The organism is Senegalimassilia anaerobia JC110 (assembly GCF_000236865.1).
GTDB lineage: Bacteria > Actinomycetota > Coriobacteriia > Coriobacteriales > Eggerthellaceae > Senegalimassilia > Senegalimassilia anaerobia.
Genome location: NZ_HE611016.1, coordinates 255,993 through 274,068 on the forward strand (window position 1 = coordinate 255,993; position 18,076 = coordinate 274,068).

At 57.0% G+C, this 18,076-nt stretch carries 15 protein-coding genes and 1 pseudogene; 11 read left to right on the forward strand and 5 right to left on the reverse strand.

Annotated elements, in window-relative coordinates; all coding sequences use genetic code 11:
* Positions 1-127: 127 nt before the first annotated feature.
* Positions 128-295, forward strand: a pseudogene (locus SFHG_RS11245) (PLP-dependent transferase); the annotation flags it as partial.
* A 45-nt stretch (positions 296-340) separates the two neighbouring features.
* Here SFHG_RS11245 and SFHG_RS11135 read toward each other — a convergent pair.
* Positions 341-913 carry a TetR/AcrR family transcriptional regulator gene (locus tag SFHG_RS11135; RefSeq protein ID WP_238318301.1) on the reverse strand — a complete coding sequence of 191 codons (573 nt, stop codon included), beginning with the start codon at positions 911-913 and terminating at the stop codon, positions 341-343.
* Between the two features lie 264 nt (positions 914-1,177).
* On the opposite strand from SFHG_RS11135, the gene SFHG_RS07265 reads away from it, so the two are divergent.
* The 4 genes from SFHG_RS07265 (at position 1,178) to SFHG_RS10140 (ending at position 6,224) form a co-directional block, all read left to right on the forward strand.
* Complete coding sequence (locus SFHG_RS07265; RefSeq protein ID WP_042435734.1) at positions 1,178-3,583, forward strand: molybdopterin-dependent oxidoreductase; 2,406 nt, start codon at positions 1,178-1,180, stop codon at positions 3,581-3,583.
* A gap of 3 nt (positions 3,584-3,586) precedes the next feature.
* Positions 3,587-4,201, forward strand: a complete 615-nt coding sequence (locus SFHG_RS07270) for a 4Fe-4S dicluster domain-containing protein (RefSeq protein ID WP_042435737.1) — start codon at positions 3,587-3,589, stop codon at positions 4,199-4,201.
* Between the two features lie 11 nt (positions 4,202-4,212).
* Entirely contained in the window at positions 4,213-5,394 is a 1,182-nt protein-coding gene (gene nrfD / locus SFHG_RS07275; RefSeq protein ID WP_042435740.1) for an NrfD/PsrC family molybdoenzyme membrane anchor subunit, read from the forward strand.
* A 68-nt stretch (positions 5,395-5,462) separates the two neighbouring features.
* On the forward strand, positions 5,463-6,224 hold the full coding sequence (locus SFHG_RS10140) for a TorD/DmsD family molecular chaperone (RefSeq protein WP_052297853.1): 762 nt from the start codon (positions 5,463-5,465) through the stop codon (positions 6,222-6,224).
* Between the two features lie 395 nt (positions 6,225-6,619).
* On the opposite strand, the gene SFHG_RS07285 is transcribed toward SFHG_RS10140, so the two are convergent.
* Positions 6,620-7,939: a hypothetical protein gene (locus SFHG_RS07285; protein ID WP_202898147.1), complete on the reverse strand. Its 1,320-nt coding sequence runs from the start codon at positions 7,937-7,939 to the stop codon at positions 6,620-6,622.
* A 608-nt stretch (positions 7,940-8,547) separates the two neighbouring features.
* On the opposite strand from SFHG_RS07285, the gene SFHG_RS10145 reads away from it, so the two are divergent.
* Positions 8,548-9,282, forward strand: a complete 735-nt coding sequence (locus SFHG_RS10145) for an aminotransferase class I/II-fold pyridoxal phosphate-dependent enzyme (RefSeq protein ID WP_052297854.1) — start codon at positions 8,548-8,550, stop codon at positions 9,280-9,282.
* An 847-nt stretch (positions 9,283-10,129) separates the two neighbouring features.
* The gene (locus tag SFHG_RS07295) at positions 10,130-10,885 is read left to right on the forward strand and encodes an Abi family protein (protein WP_052297855.1); all 756 of its coding nucleotides are present in this window, start codon (positions 10,130-10,132) and stop codon (positions 10,883-10,885) included.
* A 312-nt stretch (positions 10,886-11,197) separates the two neighbouring features.
* Here SFHG_RS07295 and SFHG_RS11250 read toward each other — a convergent pair whose 3' ends face one another.
* Positions 11,198-11,434: a hypothetical protein gene (locus SFHG_RS11250; protein WP_238318302.1), complete on the reverse strand. Its 237-nt coding sequence runs from the start codon at positions 11,432-11,434 to the stop codon at positions 11,198-11,200.
* A gap of 71 nt (positions 11,435-11,505) precedes the next feature.
* On the opposite strand from SFHG_RS11250, the gene SFHG_RS11255 reads away from it, so the two are divergent.
* The 3 genes from SFHG_RS11255 (at position 11,506) to SFHG_RS07315 (ending at position 14,432) form a co-directional block, all read left to right on the forward strand.
* Positions 11,506-11,772 carry an MFS transporter gene (locus tag SFHG_RS11255; protein WP_081469036.1) on the forward strand — a complete coding sequence of 89 codons (267 nt, stop codon included), beginning with the start codon at positions 11,506-11,508 and terminating at the stop codon, positions 11,770-11,772.
* A gap of 1,027 nt (positions 11,773-12,799) precedes the next feature.
* Positions 12,800-13,543, forward strand: a complete 744-nt coding sequence (locus SFHG_RS10460) for a MerR family transcriptional regulator (RefSeq protein ID WP_162096566.1) — start codon at positions 12,800-12,802, stop codon at positions 13,541-13,543.
* 37 nt (positions 13,544-13,580) lie between these two features.
* Positions 13,581-14,432, forward strand: coding sequence for a hypothetical protein (locus tag SFHG_RS07315; protein ID WP_042435752.1), 852 nt, complete (start codon positions 13,581-13,583; stop codon positions 14,430-14,432).
* 138 nt (positions 14,433-14,570) lie between these two features.
* Here the strand turns inward: SFHG_RS07315 and SFHG_RS07320 are convergent, their stop codons facing one another.
* The gene (locus SFHG_RS07320; protein ID WP_238318303.1) at positions 14,571-14,759 is read right to left on the reverse strand and encodes a helix-turn-helix domain-containing protein; all 189 of its coding nucleotides are present in this window, start codon (positions 14,757-14,759) and stop codon (positions 14,571-14,573) included.
* A gap of 150 nt (positions 14,760-14,909) precedes the next feature.
* Here SFHG_RS07320 and SFHG_RS07325 point away from each other — a divergent pair, with 150 nt between their 5' ends.
* On the forward strand, positions 14,910-16,730 hold the full coding sequence (locus SFHG_RS07325) for a hypothetical protein (protein WP_042435757.1): 1,821 nt from the start codon (positions 14,910-14,912) through the stop codon (positions 16,728-16,730).
* A gap of 148 nt (positions 16,731-16,878) precedes the next feature.
* Here the strand turns inward: SFHG_RS07325 and SFHG_RS07330 are convergent, their stop codons facing one another.
* Positions 16,879-18,030 carry an ATP-binding protein gene (locus SFHG_RS07330; RefSeq protein WP_081469004.1) on the reverse strand — a complete coding sequence of 384 codons (1,152 nt, stop codon included), beginning with the start codon at positions 18,028-18,030 and terminating at the stop codon, positions 16,879-16,881.
* Positions 18,031-18,076: the final 46 nt, after the last annotated feature.

The following is an 18,076-nucleotide window of genomic DNA, read 5'->3' on the forward strand; positions in this document are numbered from 1 at the left end:
GTCCTTTTTGATTAATGACTTCAGTCTAGCGCGCGCGTAGCCGCGCCAAGTAAACTTCGAGACGCCCACGAACCCGCTCATGAAGGTGACGCATATCGCCGGCGTGAAGCGCACGGTGGGAGAGGGGATGCGCGTGGAGCGCCACTGCGCCAACGCGCTGGCGGTGGCCCGCTACCTGGAGGGCGTGCCGTGCGTGAAGCGCGTGCTGTACCCCGGGCTGGAAAGCTCGCCGTATCACGAGCTGGTGAAAACCCAGATGAGCGGCCTGGGAACGGGGATCCTGTCCTTCGAGCTTGCCGACGACGTTAATGGTGTGGGGGCCTCGGCCCGAGGCCCCACACTAGCGCATGAGCGGGGCGGCGCCATGGCAGGTGATGGCGCCGAGCAGCGGCGCCGCTTCTTGCGGGTCGACGCGTTTGCCGCGACGCACCCATTCGCGGTAAAAGTCCAGCGCCGTGGTGCGGATAAAGTTCAGCACCAGCTCCTCAGCGTCGGCGTCCATCCATGCAAAAGGGTCCTGCCCAGCGGACTTATAGCGCATCATCTGCTCACGATAGATATGGTTGCCAAAGTCGTAGGGTCCGGGCGAACAGATAAGCTTCTCAATGGTAGGAGTTTGCCCGACAAGGAACATAAAGAAACGCTGCGCATGACCGTCAAGGTCTTTTGGCTGGTCGGCAGTGGTTTCGTAATTATCGAAAAAGTCGTTCATAACTTCATTCATCACGCTGTCGTACAGCGCTTCGATAGATTCGAAGTGCAGATAGAACGTCTTGCGGTTGATGCCGGCGCGCTCGGTTAAATCCTTCACCGTGATTCTTGCCACGCCCACTTCGCCCACCATATCCATGAACGCATCGCGTATGAGTTTGCGCGTGCGCACGACGCGCAAATCTGTTTTGCTTTCGGTCATGATCTCCCCCCGTACCTTGGCTGCGCCCATGCGTTTCGCCACAGAAAAATGCACGTGTGGCGAAATCCCCTTCGTTCGAAATGTGTCGATTATACCCCGATTCCTTGCGTTCGTTGCCTAAGCACCATATCGCGAAGCTGGGCAGTGAACGAGGTTTCCATACCCTCCATAATGCAGGTGCGAAACGGGTCCAGTATAAATCGGTCATCGTAATTATATCCCTTTTACCTAGGAAAACGGGATATGCGGAACGAAGGAGAGGATATGGAAGGTAGCAAAAGGATGCGTGCGGTGCTTAATCGTCGTAGCTTCCTCAGGCTAGGTGCTGCCAGCGGCGCACTTGCTGCTGTGGGCGGTATGGCCACCACGCAGGGCTGGCTGGCACCTGCGCAGGCAACAGCGGCGCCTGAGGAGCGCACGGCGTTCACCTACCACAACGAGCATTGCCTGTGTAACTGCATGTTGCAGTGCACGGTGCGTGACGGACGCCTGGTCATGGTGCAACCGCGCCCGAATAGTGACAAGCGTTTCCAAAACGTGTGCCTTAAGGGCATTTCCGAGATTGAGCACATCTATGGCGAAGCGCGCATTCAATCGCCTATGCGTCGCGTGGGAGAACGTGGCAGCGGTCAGTTCGAGGTGATCAGCTGGGACGAGGCGTTTAAAATCATCGCCGAGAATTTTCAGGCCACCATCGACAAGTACGGTTCGCAGGCGTTGTGGATTCAATACTCCACGGAGGCTTCGCAGCGCTTCAGTCCGCTACTAGCTTCCATTTTGGGCGCGCAAGCTGGCGGTTTGAACGGCTACGACATGGGCCAGGGCAACGGTCAGGGTCAAGCGTTCGGCTGGTCGGGCATGTTCGCGCTCAACACCATATGGGAGTGGAAGCAGGCTAACGTGGTGCTTATGGCCAACTGCAACGTGCTGGAAACGGGCATGATGTGGTCGCGCGCTTTCCTTGATGCTCAGGCTGCTGGCACGAAGATCATCGTACTCGACCCGCGTTTCACGGCAACGGCAAGCAAGGCAGACCAGTGGGTTGGGCTGCGCGCGGGTACCGACCCGGCGTTTTTCCTGGGAATGGTGAAGTACCTGCTGGACAACGACTTGTGCGATCGCGAGCACATGCTGGCGCACACGTCGTTCCCCTTCCTTGTGAACGCGAAAACCGGTGAGGTCCTCGGCGAGATGCACGATGCGGTGGATAAGGAAACTGGCAAGCCGAAGCAAGTGAAAGCCCCGTATGTGTGGGACAGCGCAACGGGTGCGGCTGTGCTGCATGATACGCCGGGCGCACAGCCTGCGCTCGAAGGCACCTTCACGGTGGACGGTGTGCAATATATCACCGAGTATGACTTGCTCAAGCAGCAGATGGCCGACTACACGCTCGACTGGGCCGAGGGCGTTACCGGTGTGCCGGCCGATACTATCGCCCAGGTGGCGCGCGAGTATGCAAAGGGTCCGTCTATCATCTGCAATGGCGTGGGCGGTATCGATAAGTTCTTCAACAACGACATCGCCGGCCACTGCTATGCGCTTATCGCCTCGCTAACCGGCAACTATGGCAAGCGCGGCACCGGTTGCGGTATCTACCACTACCACACTGTCCTGTCCGAGGCCAAGTTGGGCGCCTGGAAGCTGCCTGAGAACAGAAAGCCCACGCCTAGCAAAAAAGGCTTCTACGACATTGTGAACACCGACGACGTGCACGCGGCCATGTTCTTCGGCGATATTCCCACGCAGAAGGCGGCGAACTGGGCAAAAACGCAGCGTTGGTTGGATTCGCTGGACTTCGTGTGCCTGGCAGACATCTATCACAGCTCGGTTGTTGACTACGTTGACCTGGTGCTTCCCGTGTGCAGCAAGTTCGAGTGCGCCGACAGCGTGGGCGGCGTGAAGAACGCCAACGGCTATATTCTGGAGAACCAGAAGGTGCTTGACCCGTTGTTCGATTCCAAATCCGACTTCTACATTGAGAAGGGCATTGCCGAAGCCATGGGGCTGGGCGGTTTGTATCCGGAGAATGGCGAAGAATATGCTCGCGCTATCTTGACCACGGACGACCCGTCGTGTGAAGGTATCACACTTGAAGCGCTGAACAGGGAAAACGGTGCCTGCAAGCTGGTGCTGGATTGGGACGATACCGTCGGCGAGGAAGTGGGCATGACCTACGCAACGCCTTCGACCAAGCAGGAGCCGTACTACGAGAACATGCTGGCGTGGGGCCAGGCGTTCCCGCAGTGGGAGCGTCCTAACGAGGCGTACCCGGAAAACCCGCTGCGCGAAAAATACCCGCTGCAGTTCAGCCAAGCTCGTTCGCGCTTCCGCGTGCATTCTGCCTATTCGGGTGCGAAGTGGATCCAGCAGCTGTTCGAGCCGCATATCGAGCTGAACCCGTCCGATGCCGCTGCGCGTGGCCTTGTCGATGGCGACGAGGTTGAGGTGTACAACGATCGCGGTTCGTTCCGCACGAAGCTGCGCCTGAACAACGCCGTGCAGCCTGAAAGCGCGTTTATGGCCGAAAGCACGTACCGTCAGTATCTTAATGGGACGCTGATGCAAAGCGTATCCAACGATACGATGAACCCGCGCGGTTACGACATGATGTTCGGTCCCATGATTCCGTATAACGACACGCTCATTGAGATCAAAAAGGCAGGTGAATAGTCCATGACGAAACTGGCTATCGCAATAGACCTGCACCGCTGCATCGGGTGCAACACGTGCTCGATCGCTTGCAAGATGCAGAACAACGTCCCTGATGGCATGCTGTGGAACCGCGTGCTTACCGAGGGCGTGGAGATGTTCGACGACGCTGTTGGCGTGTACCCCAACCTTTCGCGTACGTATCTGCCGGTTGCTTGCCAGCACTGCGAGAATCCTGCATGCATGAAGGTGTGCCCGACCGGCGCCACATACAAAGATGAGCAGGGTCGCGTGGAGATTGATTACGACCGCTGCATCGGCTGTCGTATGTGCATGGGTGCCTGTCCGTATAACGCCCGCGTGTTCAACTGGAACGAGCCTGTGCGCGCGACAGGTTTCCACTATGGCGATGCCGACGTGCCGGTTCGCCCGCGCGGCGTGGCCGAGAAATGCAGCCTGTGCAAGGAGCGTACCGATCGCGGCGACGAGCCTATGTGCGTGCATTGCTGCCCGGGCGATGCCCGCGTGTTCGGCGACCTGGATGATCCGGATTCGGCAGTGTCGAGGCTTTGGCGTCGTGGCGGTCATGTGCTGCTCGAGGAAAAGGGCACGCGCCCGCAAGTGTTTTACGTGAACTAGGGGGTTGATGGATGGATAAGCGAAAAGCCCTGTTCAGCGGGCGAACTATGGCGGTTGTCGTCGTGTTGGCGGCGGTGGTTTTAGCCGCGGTGGGCTGCTGGGTTGCCCAGCAGACGTACGGCCTGGGTATCACGGGCATGAACAACTCCAACTCATGGGGTCTGTACATCATGGCGTTCATGTTCTTCGTCGGCCTGTCGGCTGGCGGTCTGATTGTGGCAAGCTCGGCGCACGTGTTCGGCATAGAGTCGTTTAAGCGCGTGTCGGTGCCGGCGGTCATCACGTCCATCGTATGCATCTGCTGTGCTGGCGCGTTCGTGCTCATCGACCTTGGCGGCGTGGCGCGTGTGTGGCGCATGTTCGTGGGGTTGAACTTCGTCAGTCCGCTTGCGTGGGACATGATCGTTATCACGTGCTACCTGGTTATCAACGTGCTTGACCTGGTGTGGTTGGTGCGCGGCGACGAGCGCAAGGTGGCAGTGCTCTCTCGTGTGGCGCTGCCGGTTGCCATCCTGGTGCACAGCGTGACGGCATGGATTTTCGGCCTGCAGATTGCCAAGGCGTGGTACTCGGCGATCATGGCTCCCATTTTTGTGGCATCGGCCTGCGATTCGGGTCTGGCATTGCTGCTTATCTGCCTTTTGGCGCTTGACCGTGCGAAGTTGTTCAAGTTCGACCGCGATTTGATGAAGTCGCTGGCGGGGCTGCTTGCGGTGTTCGTGGCGGTGGACGCGTTCTTCATCGGCTGCGAGTGCCTGACCATGGGTTACCCGGGTGCGGGCGAGGCCGAGGCGCTGGCTATCATGACCACCGGCAAGACGGCGCCGTTCTTCTGGTTTGAGGTTATCGGTGGCTTGGCTGTGCCGTTCTTGGTACTCGTGTTCGCTCGGAATCGCGAAAATCCGGCGTGTGTGGTGCTGGCGAGTGCGCTGATAGTGCTTGGTGTGTTCTGCAAGCGTGCGTGGCTGCTGTTCACCAGCTTCACCGTGCCGAACGTCTATGGCGGCAACGGCATTACGTTGGGTACGGCTGCCGCTCAGGTAGGCGATGCCGGCGACGTGTGGACTACGCTGGGCGTATATGCGCCTACGCTGCCGGAGGTCGTAGTGTTTGCGGGCGTGGTGTGCGCGGGTGCGCTGGCGTACATGATCCTATCGAAGTGCGTGCTGCCAAAATGCGGTGGTGAACAATAGCTATGGCGTGTAGGAGTCGGTTGCAATCGGTGACCGGCTCCCTTTTTCGTGAGAGGTAGCGGATTGCGATGATGGTGGATAGGGAAACGTTTGTGCAGGTGGCGCCCTGGCTGGCGATTGCCGGCAACGCGCTTTTGACGCCGCCCTTGCAGGCAGGTGTGCAGAGTGCGGCTATATTTGATGCTTGCCTATGGGAAGTGCTTGCGGCGTGCGAAGACGCCGAGGTGGCGAATGCGGCAGATAAGCTGGTGAAGTATCTTGACGGGCGCGAAGAGGCGGCGGCCGCGTCGCGGGAAGCGCAAACCGGTGTTTGTGTTTTAGACGCCAGGGATGGCGCGAGTAATCTTGATGATCGAGTGCAACGCGCATCGGTGGAGTTCGCGCATCTGTTCGTGGGGCCGCCGAAACCGGCTGTTGCCCCGTGGGAGACGTTTTACTGCCAGCAGGGTTGTGCCGTCGGGTTCGGCGAGGCGACTCATCAAATGCGCGCGGCCTTGCGCGACAACGGTTTGGAGTTGGCGCAGGCGGGAAGACAGTACGAGGACCATATGGGCATCGAGCTTCTGCTGGCAAGCGAATTATGCCGCCGAGTAGGTGAAGGCGAGGATTGGGGAGCAGATGCAGGGTGTGTTCCCTCTGCTGCGAGCGAAGGCGCGGATGCGAATACGCAAAACGCCCTGAGCGCGGCGCAGCATGCTGTCGACTTCGTGCGCACCCGCCCGCTTTCCTGGATGCCAGCCTTGCGCGAAGCGGTAGAACGTGAATCCCCCAACGGTTTTTACGCATCTCTGTTGCAGCTAACCCAAGCGTTGTTGGAACTGGTTGCGTAAGGAGGGGATATGTCGTCAGCGGTAACATAGCTGATAGTGTTTGAGGTTTGCGCCCTACTGCCCGTTCAAGACGATGCTCGTATAATCCTGGCTTACGTTGCGTGCAATCCGGAACCTCGAAAACGGCGATAGCGCGGCAGCGGCGGCGGATTTGAGGCGCACTGAAACGTGCTTGCGCCAGCACATGCTGGCCTGGTTTCCTGATTTCTCTGAGCGAACCATGCAGCTTGTCCAGACCCGTTTCTATCGCGGTGTTTTGCGAATGACCATTCGCGAGAACGCGCCTCCGCCCTCTGCTCGTCCTTGCGCCCGAGAAGCGGCAGGCGGCTCAAAAGGCCGCGTTGCAATCTTTTTTGCGATGCCGAAACGCTAGTGCGGGTCTCGGCTTTCGAAAATCACAGATGGCGCTCTGCCTGCTTCGCTGCTGCGTTCGACGCGGTGCCCATGTCGGGCACGGTGAAACTGCGTTCGCGGCAGACCTTGCTGGCATGCTTGGTCAGCGCCATGGCGCGCAGGTCGATGGCGGCTTTGATCTTGTCGATCCTGCCGGGTTCGTTGGCTATGAAGGGGTTGCCGAGCAGGATGTCGCAGGCCTGCTCGGAGAAGCCCTTGAGCTTGGACGGGTCGAGCCAGGAGAGGTCTTGGCAATGCCGTTCGACCTGGTCATCGATTCTGCGGGCGAAGGGTCGCATCATGCCGGCGCGCGGCGTCGTGTAGCCGCCGAAGGGCTGGGCGAGCTCGCGGTTGCACCAGAGGGCTTCGCCGGTGTCGAACACCGGCGCCGCGCGGAGCCATTCCCTGCTCTCGCTGTCGATAAGCACGCCGAAGTTGTTCCAGTGCCTATCGAAGTTCGCCATGAGGTAGTCGACGACGAGCATCTTCTCCACGTCCTCGCGTACGTTGAGCCCGTGAGCGGCGCAGGTGGATACGTAGAAATCGTACAGCCCGAGGTCCGAGGGGCGTTTCGATGAGCAAAGCAGCGCATACGCCGGGACGAACTCGGTCGTCTGGTCGGTCATGGGCTTGCAACGGGAGGCCCACTTCATGAAGCCGCCGTCCTCGAGTTCGTAGGAAACGTAGTCGTCCATGCCGAGCAGTCGCGAGCACAGCACGCTGGCGATCTTCTCGTTGAACGGTTCTTGGAACCTGCCAGAGGCGCGCCCCGACTTGACCAGCACCCGCTGTCCGCCCTCAATCGTCCAGCGCTTCGGCAGGTTGCCGTTCAGGGCCGCATCGGGCGAGGAGGCGAGGATGTTCGCGTTGCTTCTGATCTTCTCGATGAGGGAGGGGACCGATGAGGCGTCGTGCGGAAGCAGTAGCTTGCCGAGCTCTTCGCTGAAATCGTTCTCGAAACAGTTGACGTCGCTCCATGTGGAGATCGAGCCGGTCGGGCGAATCCAGTATTGGTCGGACAGCGATGCTCCGAAACCGGAGGCCATGAGGGAAGCGGCCGAGGGAAAGCCGACGGCGCGCAGCCGCTCGACGGCATCGGGGCGGAAGTCGGGGATGCCCCTGTTCTTGAACCATATCGAGAGCCTGTCTCGCGTGATGTTGCCGTATGGGTCGACCGACATGAGCGGCGCATGGCCTGCATCGAAGACATGGGTTTTGCCGGTGACGGCCTGGCGGTCGTGGTTCCAGGTGAACTCGGCGACCTCGTGGTCGCGGCACATGAGGGTGAGCCGTGATAGTTCTGGCGGTCTGACGTCCATCATCTGGCTCCGCTCCTTTCGTCTGCCGGCAACGACGTGCTGTCATTCTACCGCATGGTCGCTAGCCACGCGCAAACCTGCTCAAAGGCCGCATCCGCTCCAAGCGCCTAACGGCGTCGACTTGGTGCTTGCTGATAATCCGCTGCTCGCAATGCCTCGACATGCGAACAGGGGACGGAGGCGTGTTCATGCAACGCCCTTGTGCCCGAGAAGCGGCAGGCGGCTCAAAAGGCCGCGTATGCAGCCTTTTTTGCGATGCTCAGACACTCGTGCGAATCGGGGTATTTTCTTAAAAACCCATCACCATTTTTGGGTTATATGGGTATCTGACCTGCGGAAACGACATGTTACCCCGATTCGCCGCTTGCGAGGAAATCGGCGCTCAGGGGTGTTTTCTTCTTGTGGCGTGCGCTACAATCCCAATCGTTGCGAAAGCAATCTGCTCGTTCGAGCGTATCTGATTTTCCCCATCGGGCATGCGTTATGCCTCGATGCTCTATATGTTTCCCCATTGTTGTGGTTATCGTCGCGAAGTGGCGACGTTGTCCCCTATGCCGTATGCGTCGGGGCGGTTTCATCGTGCGCAGATTGCGCTAGGAAGGGAAGAGGAAATGCTCGTTTCGCAGTTCACGAAAGAACGTCTTGGCGCGGCGTCGGTCGTTGCCGCTTCGCTGGAGTGTCGTTTCGGCACCTCCTATGCCGCTTCCGACATCGTTATGGCCAGCGGGGTCGACAGCGCCATCAACGCGTTTATGGGCGCGGTGCTCAAGCCCGAAGACGAAGTGATTGCGTTTGCGCCTTGCGGCCAGACGTATCGTGCGCTTGTTGAGGGTCGAGGCGCTCGCCTGGTTGAGGTTTCGCTTGATGAGGAAACGATGCTGCCCGACTTCGTCGCGCTCGAGTGTGCGCTCACCCCGCGCACGAAGCTGGCAATCGTGAGCATGCCGAACGATCCGATCGCTATGGCGTATCCGGAAGCTGTCGCCGACGGCATCGCCGGCGCGCTGTTCCGCGCCCAGCGCGCGTTCGGCCGTACGATTCTGCTGCTTTCCGATGAGGCGCATAGTGATATGGCGAACGATGAAGCGCAAAACCCTTGGTGGCCTGCTTTCTATCGCAATTCCGCGGTTGTGCGCACGTCCGACGTGTCGGCTTCCGTTGCCGGGGAGCCTGCCGAGTATGTCGCGTTGACGCCGGAGATGGCCGACCGCGGCGATGTCGTTGCCGGCATCCGTCGCGCACTTCGCGAAGCCAATGTCGCGTACGCACCTGCCATGGCGCAGCGCGTGACGGTTCTGCCCTCGGCCGCATCCCCTGTCTCGTTCGCCGCTCGCTTCGCCTCGTAGCGCACAAGGTTGCGCTAGGGGCGGGAAGCCCCTGATAGCGCTAACCGCGGCTTCGAGGGTGTCGGGCTTGCAGCGAATATTGCTATGGCCGTCTCCCTTACCTTTCTGTTCATTACTGGATAGCATCTTTCGTTTAGGTTTGCACACGTCAGCATTTTCAGGTTCAGTTAGCTTTTTCAGCATGCGTCAGCTTTGTTAGGTTCCGTTAGCATAGTTAGCAATCGTCAGTTCCAGTGCATTAGCTATAGGGCTGCCAAGAGTGCTTGGCAGCCCTTTCTGTATTGAGCGTTGCTCGCTAACGGTTCGTAACAAGCGGAAAGCGAGACAGGACGGCTTTCGCCCGTTCATCCCGCGCGTTCTCGGTGGAAAAAACTAGGGCGCATCCGACCTCGCGGACACGCCCTTGCAAAACCAAGTGGTTTTTCCAGCAGAGAACAATCATGGCCGCTTAGGCGTTTGCGTGTCAATAAGCTTGAGCAGAAAACGTGGCGCACGAAACCCGACGGCGATCTTCTCGATTGCAGGCTTAGGGGCCCATGTACGCTCCAGCAAAGAAGGCTGCGACATTTTTTTCAAGAATGCGTTCTCTATCTCGAGTTTGCGGATGCATCTTCTTGCCTCGTGCAAGCGCGCGGTTCTCGGCCTTCGAGTCAGGCTCGCTTGTGAGTTCGTTCCTTTGCGGGAACTACGGGTCGCCCGGCAAGCACGGGCGGGGTGGCGGACGGGCAACGTTACCGAACGCCCATTTGATATACTAATTAACTGTTGGTATACTATATGGCAATGGCCCCGGGAATGACCTCTGATTCAAGTCACCGGGGCTCGATTTGTATCTATAGGAGTTTTCTTGGCTGACGAGCAATGCAACCATCAGACGAAACGCGCCTGCGTCAACGGCATGAATATCCTCCCGTGGGTTGAGAGGTGGCTTTCCCCTGAACGTCTTGCCCCTTACCTCGAAGCTAGCGAGTGCGATGCCGAGAAGGCGCTCGAGCTGTACCGCTGGAACGTTGCGCTCGGGCAGTTCCTCATGCGCGACATCTCGTACTTCGAGGTGGCTCTCCGCAATGCTTACAACGATACGATGGAGGCTCGTTGGGATGGCGAGTGTCACTGGCTTCTCGATGGCGACTCTCCTGTGCGCAGGCCTGTCATGAGGAAGTCAGGCAAGGGCACGGTGGACGTCAACCGCATCAATCGGAAGATCATCGACGTTGCCGTGAACGGGCTTCCCGAGGGGTTTTCGAGCGGTGACCTTGTCTCGAATCTGACACTTGGCTTCTGGGTTCATCTTACGGACCGCAGCCGCGAGGCTGTCATCTGGCGAACAGGACTTTATGCCGCCTGGCCGAAGGGCACGAGGCGCGTTGCGCTCCAGAACCGGCTTGACGGCATCCTGCGCGTGCGCAACCGTATCGCGCACAACGAGCGGCTCTTCAACCCGAAGTGCGAGCAGCTATCCCCGATGCGCGTGAACGCTGATGCTCTGGCGCTTCTCGGGCAGCTCTGCCCCGAGGCGGCGGCGTACGTTCGAGGGTCAGACAAGGAGACTATTGAAGATTTCCTTGCGCGCAACCCTGCGCCTGTGAACGTGAGGCTTTAGCTACTAGCCCCGTTCAGCATATTGCCGCTCATCGTTATGAGCATGTGAGCTACAATTCAGTTAGTGAAACAGTCCTTGCGGACTCTACGTGAGGCAAGGACAAAGGAGGGTCGCTGGAACAACCAGCGGCCCTTTGATTTTGCTAGGGGATCGCGCGTCATTTGTTTTCGAACGGAACAGGGGAGGCGGAGGTGCGTTCGTGTAGTGGCGCGGGCTGATTGGGAACCTCTCGGACCTCATCTCAATTGATACGGGAAAGCTCCGAGAGGTTTGTCGTCCTGTGCGGTTGTTGACGCTTGCTAATGCTTTTCTTTACGCTGGCAGCCAGACGCGGGTGAGCGGGAGAATCGCGCGGTCGTTATCGTTGACTTTGTCGTAGACCTCAACGTAGTTACGCACGAAGGAGTCAAGGTCGAGCAGACGAACGGGGACGTAGGCGTGATCGGCTTCATAGCGAGCTTCCTTGGTGGAGCCGCCGGTGGAAACGTAGAGCTCGCGGTCTTCTGGTCGAAGCCTGGCAATGAACGATCTGATTGCAAACGCACTCACCATGGCGCCCTTGCGGTGTTTGACCTTGGCGATAATGCGTGGGCTATCTTTGATGAGAGTGCGGCTACGGCATTGTCTGCTCGTTCGGGTTTCGAGCAGCCGACGATGTCGGTCCGGTTTGCGACCGCGTTGGTCGCAAACCGGTGCTTGTCGGCGGGCTTGTGGCATTTTCGGCGGGAAGCGTGGCCTGCGCAGCGATCTGGAGCATCGAAGCGCTTATCCTGTTCCGTTTGATCGAGGCTACGGGTGCGGGCGCGGTGTGTGCGGTTTCAACTGCGATAATCAAGGATTGCTTCAAACCTGAGCGCCGCACCGCCTTGTTTTGGTTCTGCAGGTGATCATGGTCATCGGTCCTGTGGTGGCACCCTGTGGGCCTACCTGCTCACTTCGCGCAAAGCGCATATCAAGGAGCTGGAGAAGTAAAACGGCGGGATTTTTCGATCGCGTATGGATTTGCGCCATTTTGTTGGATGAGGTGCGCGGTTTTGCCGATGGGCATTATCGAGAACGTAACGAAAACGAGCTTGTTTCAGCGCTTTGAGCATGCTATGAAAAGCGACCGCGTTTAATGATTTTGCAAAAAAGGCACGCGCTGGTGACGCTGTTCTGCTATATCAACATGAGTCCCAACACCACTTGCTTGCCCGCTGGCACGCTGGCCAGCGGCGCGAAGCTGCCGACAACATCGTACCTGTTCGGACCGGAATTCGTCATGAGGGCGCCTTTCGTCAGGGGTTTCCTTAGCTTTGTTGGCCGCTGTCCTTATAGGTGCGGCGTCTATTGCGCGTCCGGGTGCCGTGCTTCGCGAACGCAAGCGGTATAAAATCGATTTCATGAGCAAGCAGTATGCCTTGCTTTTGGCGGTTCAGGAACTCACAAAAATGACCACTGTTGGACAGAAAGTTGAGACCTTGAACGATAAAAGACTTCTCATATGCTTGATTAGCCTGAATCCGTTCACCTATTCCATGAATTCCTTCGTTGAGTACATATTTGGATACTCATTTGCGCCCTGACGGTGACTGGTAAAACGCTCATTCGGTATCCTCACAATTTGTCCTAAATTCCTTCAGCTTCTCGGGATATTGCCCAACAGTGGCCACTTTTTCGAAAAGATGAGCATCATATGCTGCGCTCGTCTCCCTTGACGCCTGACTGCTTGATTCGCAGTTTTTGCACGCCCTATAGCGAAAGGGCCCTTGGGGCCGAAGTCGCTAAAGGAAAGGACTGCATATGCGAACGCCAAACGCTTCGCAGCCAAAAGCGCGGGAAATCAAAGCTGAGGAAACTTTCGCGAGTTCATCGCCGAATCCTGCTTGCTGTTCAAGCGTTGAACAGATTTGCTGGAACTCGGGAGGGCGGCACATGAACAACGCACACGAACACGGTGGCTGGACGATTTCCGAGGTTGAGCGCCTGACAGGATTGCCGCGGCGCGACATCCAGCGCTGCTGCTACAACGGGAAAGGAGGGTTGGGTATTGTACAACCCCAGAACAGCACATGGGGAAGGAGAACTTATAGCGCACGTGAAGTCGCAACGCTGTTCGTGGTCCGCCTGGAAAAGCAGCAGGGACTGAGTCTCTCCGAAATCGGTGAAAAGCTGCGCAAGCACCCAGCAACTGGAAGTGAGGCAGAACCCGGGCTGCTGGCGGTACACATAGAAAGACTCAAAGAACGACAAGAAGAGGTTGCGGGGCAGCTCCTGGCTGCGCGAGCGTTGCTGATGGCTTCGCAGGGTGAAGAACCGATGTTGGCTGGCGAGCTTATCGAGAACGAAATCGATGCGCAGGTGGTCGAAGCCTTTCACAAGATGGTAGATGAAGAAGCAAGGCAGGACGGTATGAGTGCTGACTGTGCCGCCCATCGCGGGTGGCTTGCCCGCTCTTTTGCACCGCTTGTGGAGAACGCTGATTCTTCTGAAGCATCAGCGTGCGCCGCGCTTGCGCTTGCCGGCGCGATTGACGACATCCATGGACGTTACAACGTGTCGCATGTTGCTGCAAAGGCAATTCTGAACTGGGCATTTAATGCACCCGGCATGTCCGTTGTTGTTGATGTATGGCTTGGGCCGGGAGCCTACGAGCTGCTTTTGCGGACGCTTCGTTAGTTCGCGGCTATATGGAATACGACCGAAAGGAACCATTATGAAACAGGCGATCATCGTTGCAGCAAGCGCCGCAATGTTTGCCTTAGCTCTTGCGTTTGCTGGTTGTGCCGCACCTCAAGACCAGCAATCAAACGTCGAGCAGAAAGGTAGCGAGGCCCAGCAGGAAACGGCTGTTCAGCAAAGCGAACCGATTAAGCCTTCTCCCGATAAGCATACGTGGTACGTCAAAGACTACCGCGGAATGAACGCGGCATCTGTTGGCTATACCGCTTTAGACGAGTTGCGTCACGACCGGTATGGTAGCGGCACCTTGGGGATCGTCTACGTCAGCGCTGAAGGAGCGTATATTAACCCGACGGACGAAGAGAGTCTGAAGCAGTACGTTGTTTACGACCAAAATCTGAAACCCAATACAGAAATCAAGCTTGAGTTTTTGAGGCAGGAAGATGGGACCGAATACGATAATCTTGTGGCAAGCGAGTCTCAGGAAGAGATAGTGCTTGCAGTAAAGAAAATCGGGGAAGTTGACGGTACGGCACCGTGCATGACCGCAATCGATTCCTCGCCAGATAAGTACACGCGTGCGTTGCGGGATTACGTTGGGCGCAATCTGGCTTCATGCGGATATATCAGTATGGCGGGCTCGCTTGCCGACCATTATGGTAGCGGATACATCACGATGAATGTGCTAGCCAGCGATGGAAGCTATATCGAGCTCGATGACAAGGATTCGTTGGCTGACTATGTGGTAGTTGGGCAAAGCATGCAACCGAACACCATGATTACCATGGAGTTTAGCAAGAAAGCCGACGGCACGGAATACGATAACCTTGTGAGCAGCCAAAGTGTGAAATCGCTAGACCTGAAAGTGGCCAAGCTGAAATCCTGATGCTTGTGCAATTCGAGAAGCGCCTACTAGTTAGCAAGTCTTAGATGCGGGCCGATGCGAAAGCATCGGCCTGATTTGGCTCGGTTAGCGTGTGCGGAGCCTGTTGGGTATGCGCGGAATTATCGAGGTGGGTGCCGGCTAGAAGTCGATCAAGTCGCGTACGTTAACTTCGAGGGCATCGGCGAGGCGGCACAAAATGTCAAGTCCCACGTTCACGGTGCCGTTCTCGATTTGCCAAATGTGCGTCTGGCTCGAGCCAATCATGAGGGCAAGCTTGCGCTGGGACAGCCCCTGCTGCTCCCGTAACGTCTTGATGCGCGCGCCCATCCGCTTTCTTCGCTCGTCTGTGCTCATAAGCGCATCGTAAAAGCTACAATAGAAAAGGTGACTTGCTATAGCAAGTCAGCAGTCGAAACCGCAGATGATAGGTACAGGGAAGCGAGCGCGAACACCCGCGCCAAAAGGAAGGACAACGGGATGGAACTTCTGCCCGGGAACACCAAGCCGAAAGCGGACGCACGGTTTTACACACGATACGCAATAAGCGCGTTGGCGCTGCTAGCCGTGTTGTTCTGCTTCGCAAAGTTCGCAAGCACCATGTCGATTATCGTGTTCGCATTTGTGCTTGCTTTGCTGACCGCAATAGCCACACCTACCTTCGCCTATGTGCTGTTCACCTCCAAACTACATGACCGCACCTTGCTTAGCGAAACGGGATATATCGCGAAAATCACTCGAGGCAAAATCCTGCGCATCCTCGTCTCGTTCGTGCTTTCTGTTTTTGCGATAGCCAGCTTGCTGTTGTCGGTTGTTCGATGGGGACAACTGGAATGGGTAATCGCGATTGTTGGCGTCATCATTTGCCCGTTCGCGTTCATGCTGGCGAACAAAATCTCGGCACACGAGTTCAAGCTTGTTTTCGAGAAAACCGGAACACTGCTGCTTGGAGGGTTGCTTCTGATGGCGGCTCTTGGCATCGCTTCGGCCGTCGTGGTCGTGAACACCGCTGCGCCTCAGGTCAATAGCGTTCTCGAATGTTTCTTAGCTCACGAGAATCCCTTCGGCGAATCCTCGTCGACATTGTTGGCAGATGCCGGTTTAGTGACGACATACACCGACACGGTGATGTCTTGTTTGCTATCCCATATCGCCGATGCATCGTGGAGCGGATACGTTGGCCTGCAGATCGCCCTGCTAGTTTGTTCGCTTGGCGGCTTCGTCAACCTGCTATGCACCTGCATGATGCCCGATTGCGTTATCGAGTTGTTCTTGCCGCTTGCCGACGTGGGCGAACCAGAGGAACGCATTCAGCAGCGCAAGTTACAACCTGGACTGATTGCGCTTGCAGCCATCCTGGCAGTAGCCCCTATAGCAGCGGCATTGTGGGCCGACGCGAAAGCTAAGGAGATAGAGTCGATTGACGGCGTTTCGCAAGGAAAGCAGCTTGTGCGGGATCAAATCGGTAAAGCAGTTTACGTCATCGACGGAAAGACGTACGACCAAGAAGCTGTCGAGATGGTGCTGTCCGACCTGTCGGGTGAAACCTCGCAGTTAACCAATCGCGTGCAAAACACGCTTGTGCCTTTGGTTAACGCTGCCTTCGATAAGCGGATCGAGAACATTGATAACTATCTTGATTGGTATTACTCGCTTCCGGCTGACTACGAACGAGTGATTCGCGTATTCACCGGTAGTCTAGAAGAAGGACTGCGAAACCAACTCTCAACGTCGCTTTCCCAGGGCATCGATGATTCGGGGCTCAACGATGAAATGCAAGCCTGCGCTGAGCAAGCAGCACAACTGCAGGAAAAGCTCAAGAACAGGCTTGCGGATTGCGAGGTGACCAACGTTCCTGATTGGCTTCAAAAGCCAGCAGAGTTCAACCCTCAACGATTGACGGAAATCCAAAAGCCTTCTGAACAACTTATGGAAGACAGCCAGCGAATCGCTACCAGCGTCGGGGCAGGCGCGGTCGGCGGCTTCGTTGCAAAGAAAGTTGTCGATCGAGTTGTTGGAGAAAAAGCATTTGCGAAGATGACGACGACGCTTGCGAGGTCATTGGGACTGAAAACCGCGTCATCGGCAATCGGCAGTGTAACAGGAAGCGTTGTGCCCGGTGCTGGTAACGTTGCGGGTTTTGTAGCCGGAACCGCAATCGGAACCGGCATCGATTTCGCCATCTTAAAAGCCGATGAAACGCAAAACCGTCAAACCTACCACGATGAGATTGCGGAAATTATCGAGCAGCAACGAGCAGAAGCCCTAGCAGCGCTCCCCCAAGCGCCTCGGGCGGAGTAAGGAATAAAAGTCGCTTATCGAAAAGGAAGCAAAAAGGTGCTTACGTTCCTAGATGAGCATTTGGCTCTATAGTCGCTATACGGCGCAACTTTTGGACCTTCTAATGAAAACGCTAGAAGGTCCAATTAAGTTTAGCGGCTCGAGCGTCCTATCCCAGCAACCACTTCCAGGCTGGCACAACGTGAATCATGCCTTCGGGGACGTTGATGTTTGATTCTTCGTCGAGTGTTATTATGGTTGCGGCGTTCTTTTCGAAGCGCGCCATGGCTTCTTGCAGCGCGGAGACTTCGCGCTGGCGCGTAGCTTCGTTTTTCATGCTCAGAGACACTTGTATCAGCTCGTAGGCAATTCCGAACGCCTCATCGCCTTCGATGAAGTCTATCTCCTTGCCGGATTTTAGCTTCAGCAACGCGATAGAGTCCACGCGGGAAGATGCGCGACGCCTCATTTCCAGGTACACAGCCGTCTCAAGCGCTCTGGTCAGGCCATCGCTTGTTGCAGGAGCCAGCGCGCACAGCAAACCGGGGTCTTCCGCGTACACCTTGAAGCCGCCCAGGCGAACCTTTTGCGCGGAATGGGTGAACTCGTACACCTGGTGAAGCAGATGCGCGTCTTCGAAGGCGTCGATGATGGCAGAAATGGTTGCGCGCCCGGGCGAATAGCCTGCGCTTCTGCTCATGCCGTCTATCTTGCTGATGGAGAAATCGCGTCCGCTTGAAGCGAGCGAGATTCTTGCCAGGTTTCGCGCAAACGCCGCGTTCGAAAAACCGTGGCGCTCAACGACATCGCGAGCAACTGTGAACTGCGCATAGCTTTGCAGCACGCTGGCGCGCTCATTGTCATCGAGCATTTGAACGCCGGGAAAGCCACCTTGCACGGGATAATCCTGACATGCCCGCTTCAGAAGCGATTGCTGTTCTTTGTCGAACATTCCTTGTTGATCTTCGAGCACGTGGTGGTAGCGGGCGTATTCGCGAAAACTAAACGGAAGCAGCTCGTAGGCGATCGATCTGCCGCGAAATTCCGCTGCTACATCGGTGGAAAGCATACGGGATGACGACCCCGTTACGTACATGGTGATTTTTTCGGTATCGACGATGCGCCGCGCAGCAATATCCCAATTGGGAACTTCCTGGATTTCGTCGAAGAAGAGGAAAGTCCCTTGTGAGCGGCTTGATGGGTGCAGTTCGAAAAAAGTTTCCAGCACTTCGTCGATAGTAGAGGCCGTGAAGGGGCGAACGCGATCGTCGTCGAAATTGAAGTAACAGTTTTTATCAGCTTTCGCCTGAAACTGTAACAATCTGTTACAGGTTTGGCAGGCTACCGGGATGAGCGTCCTTGGTAGG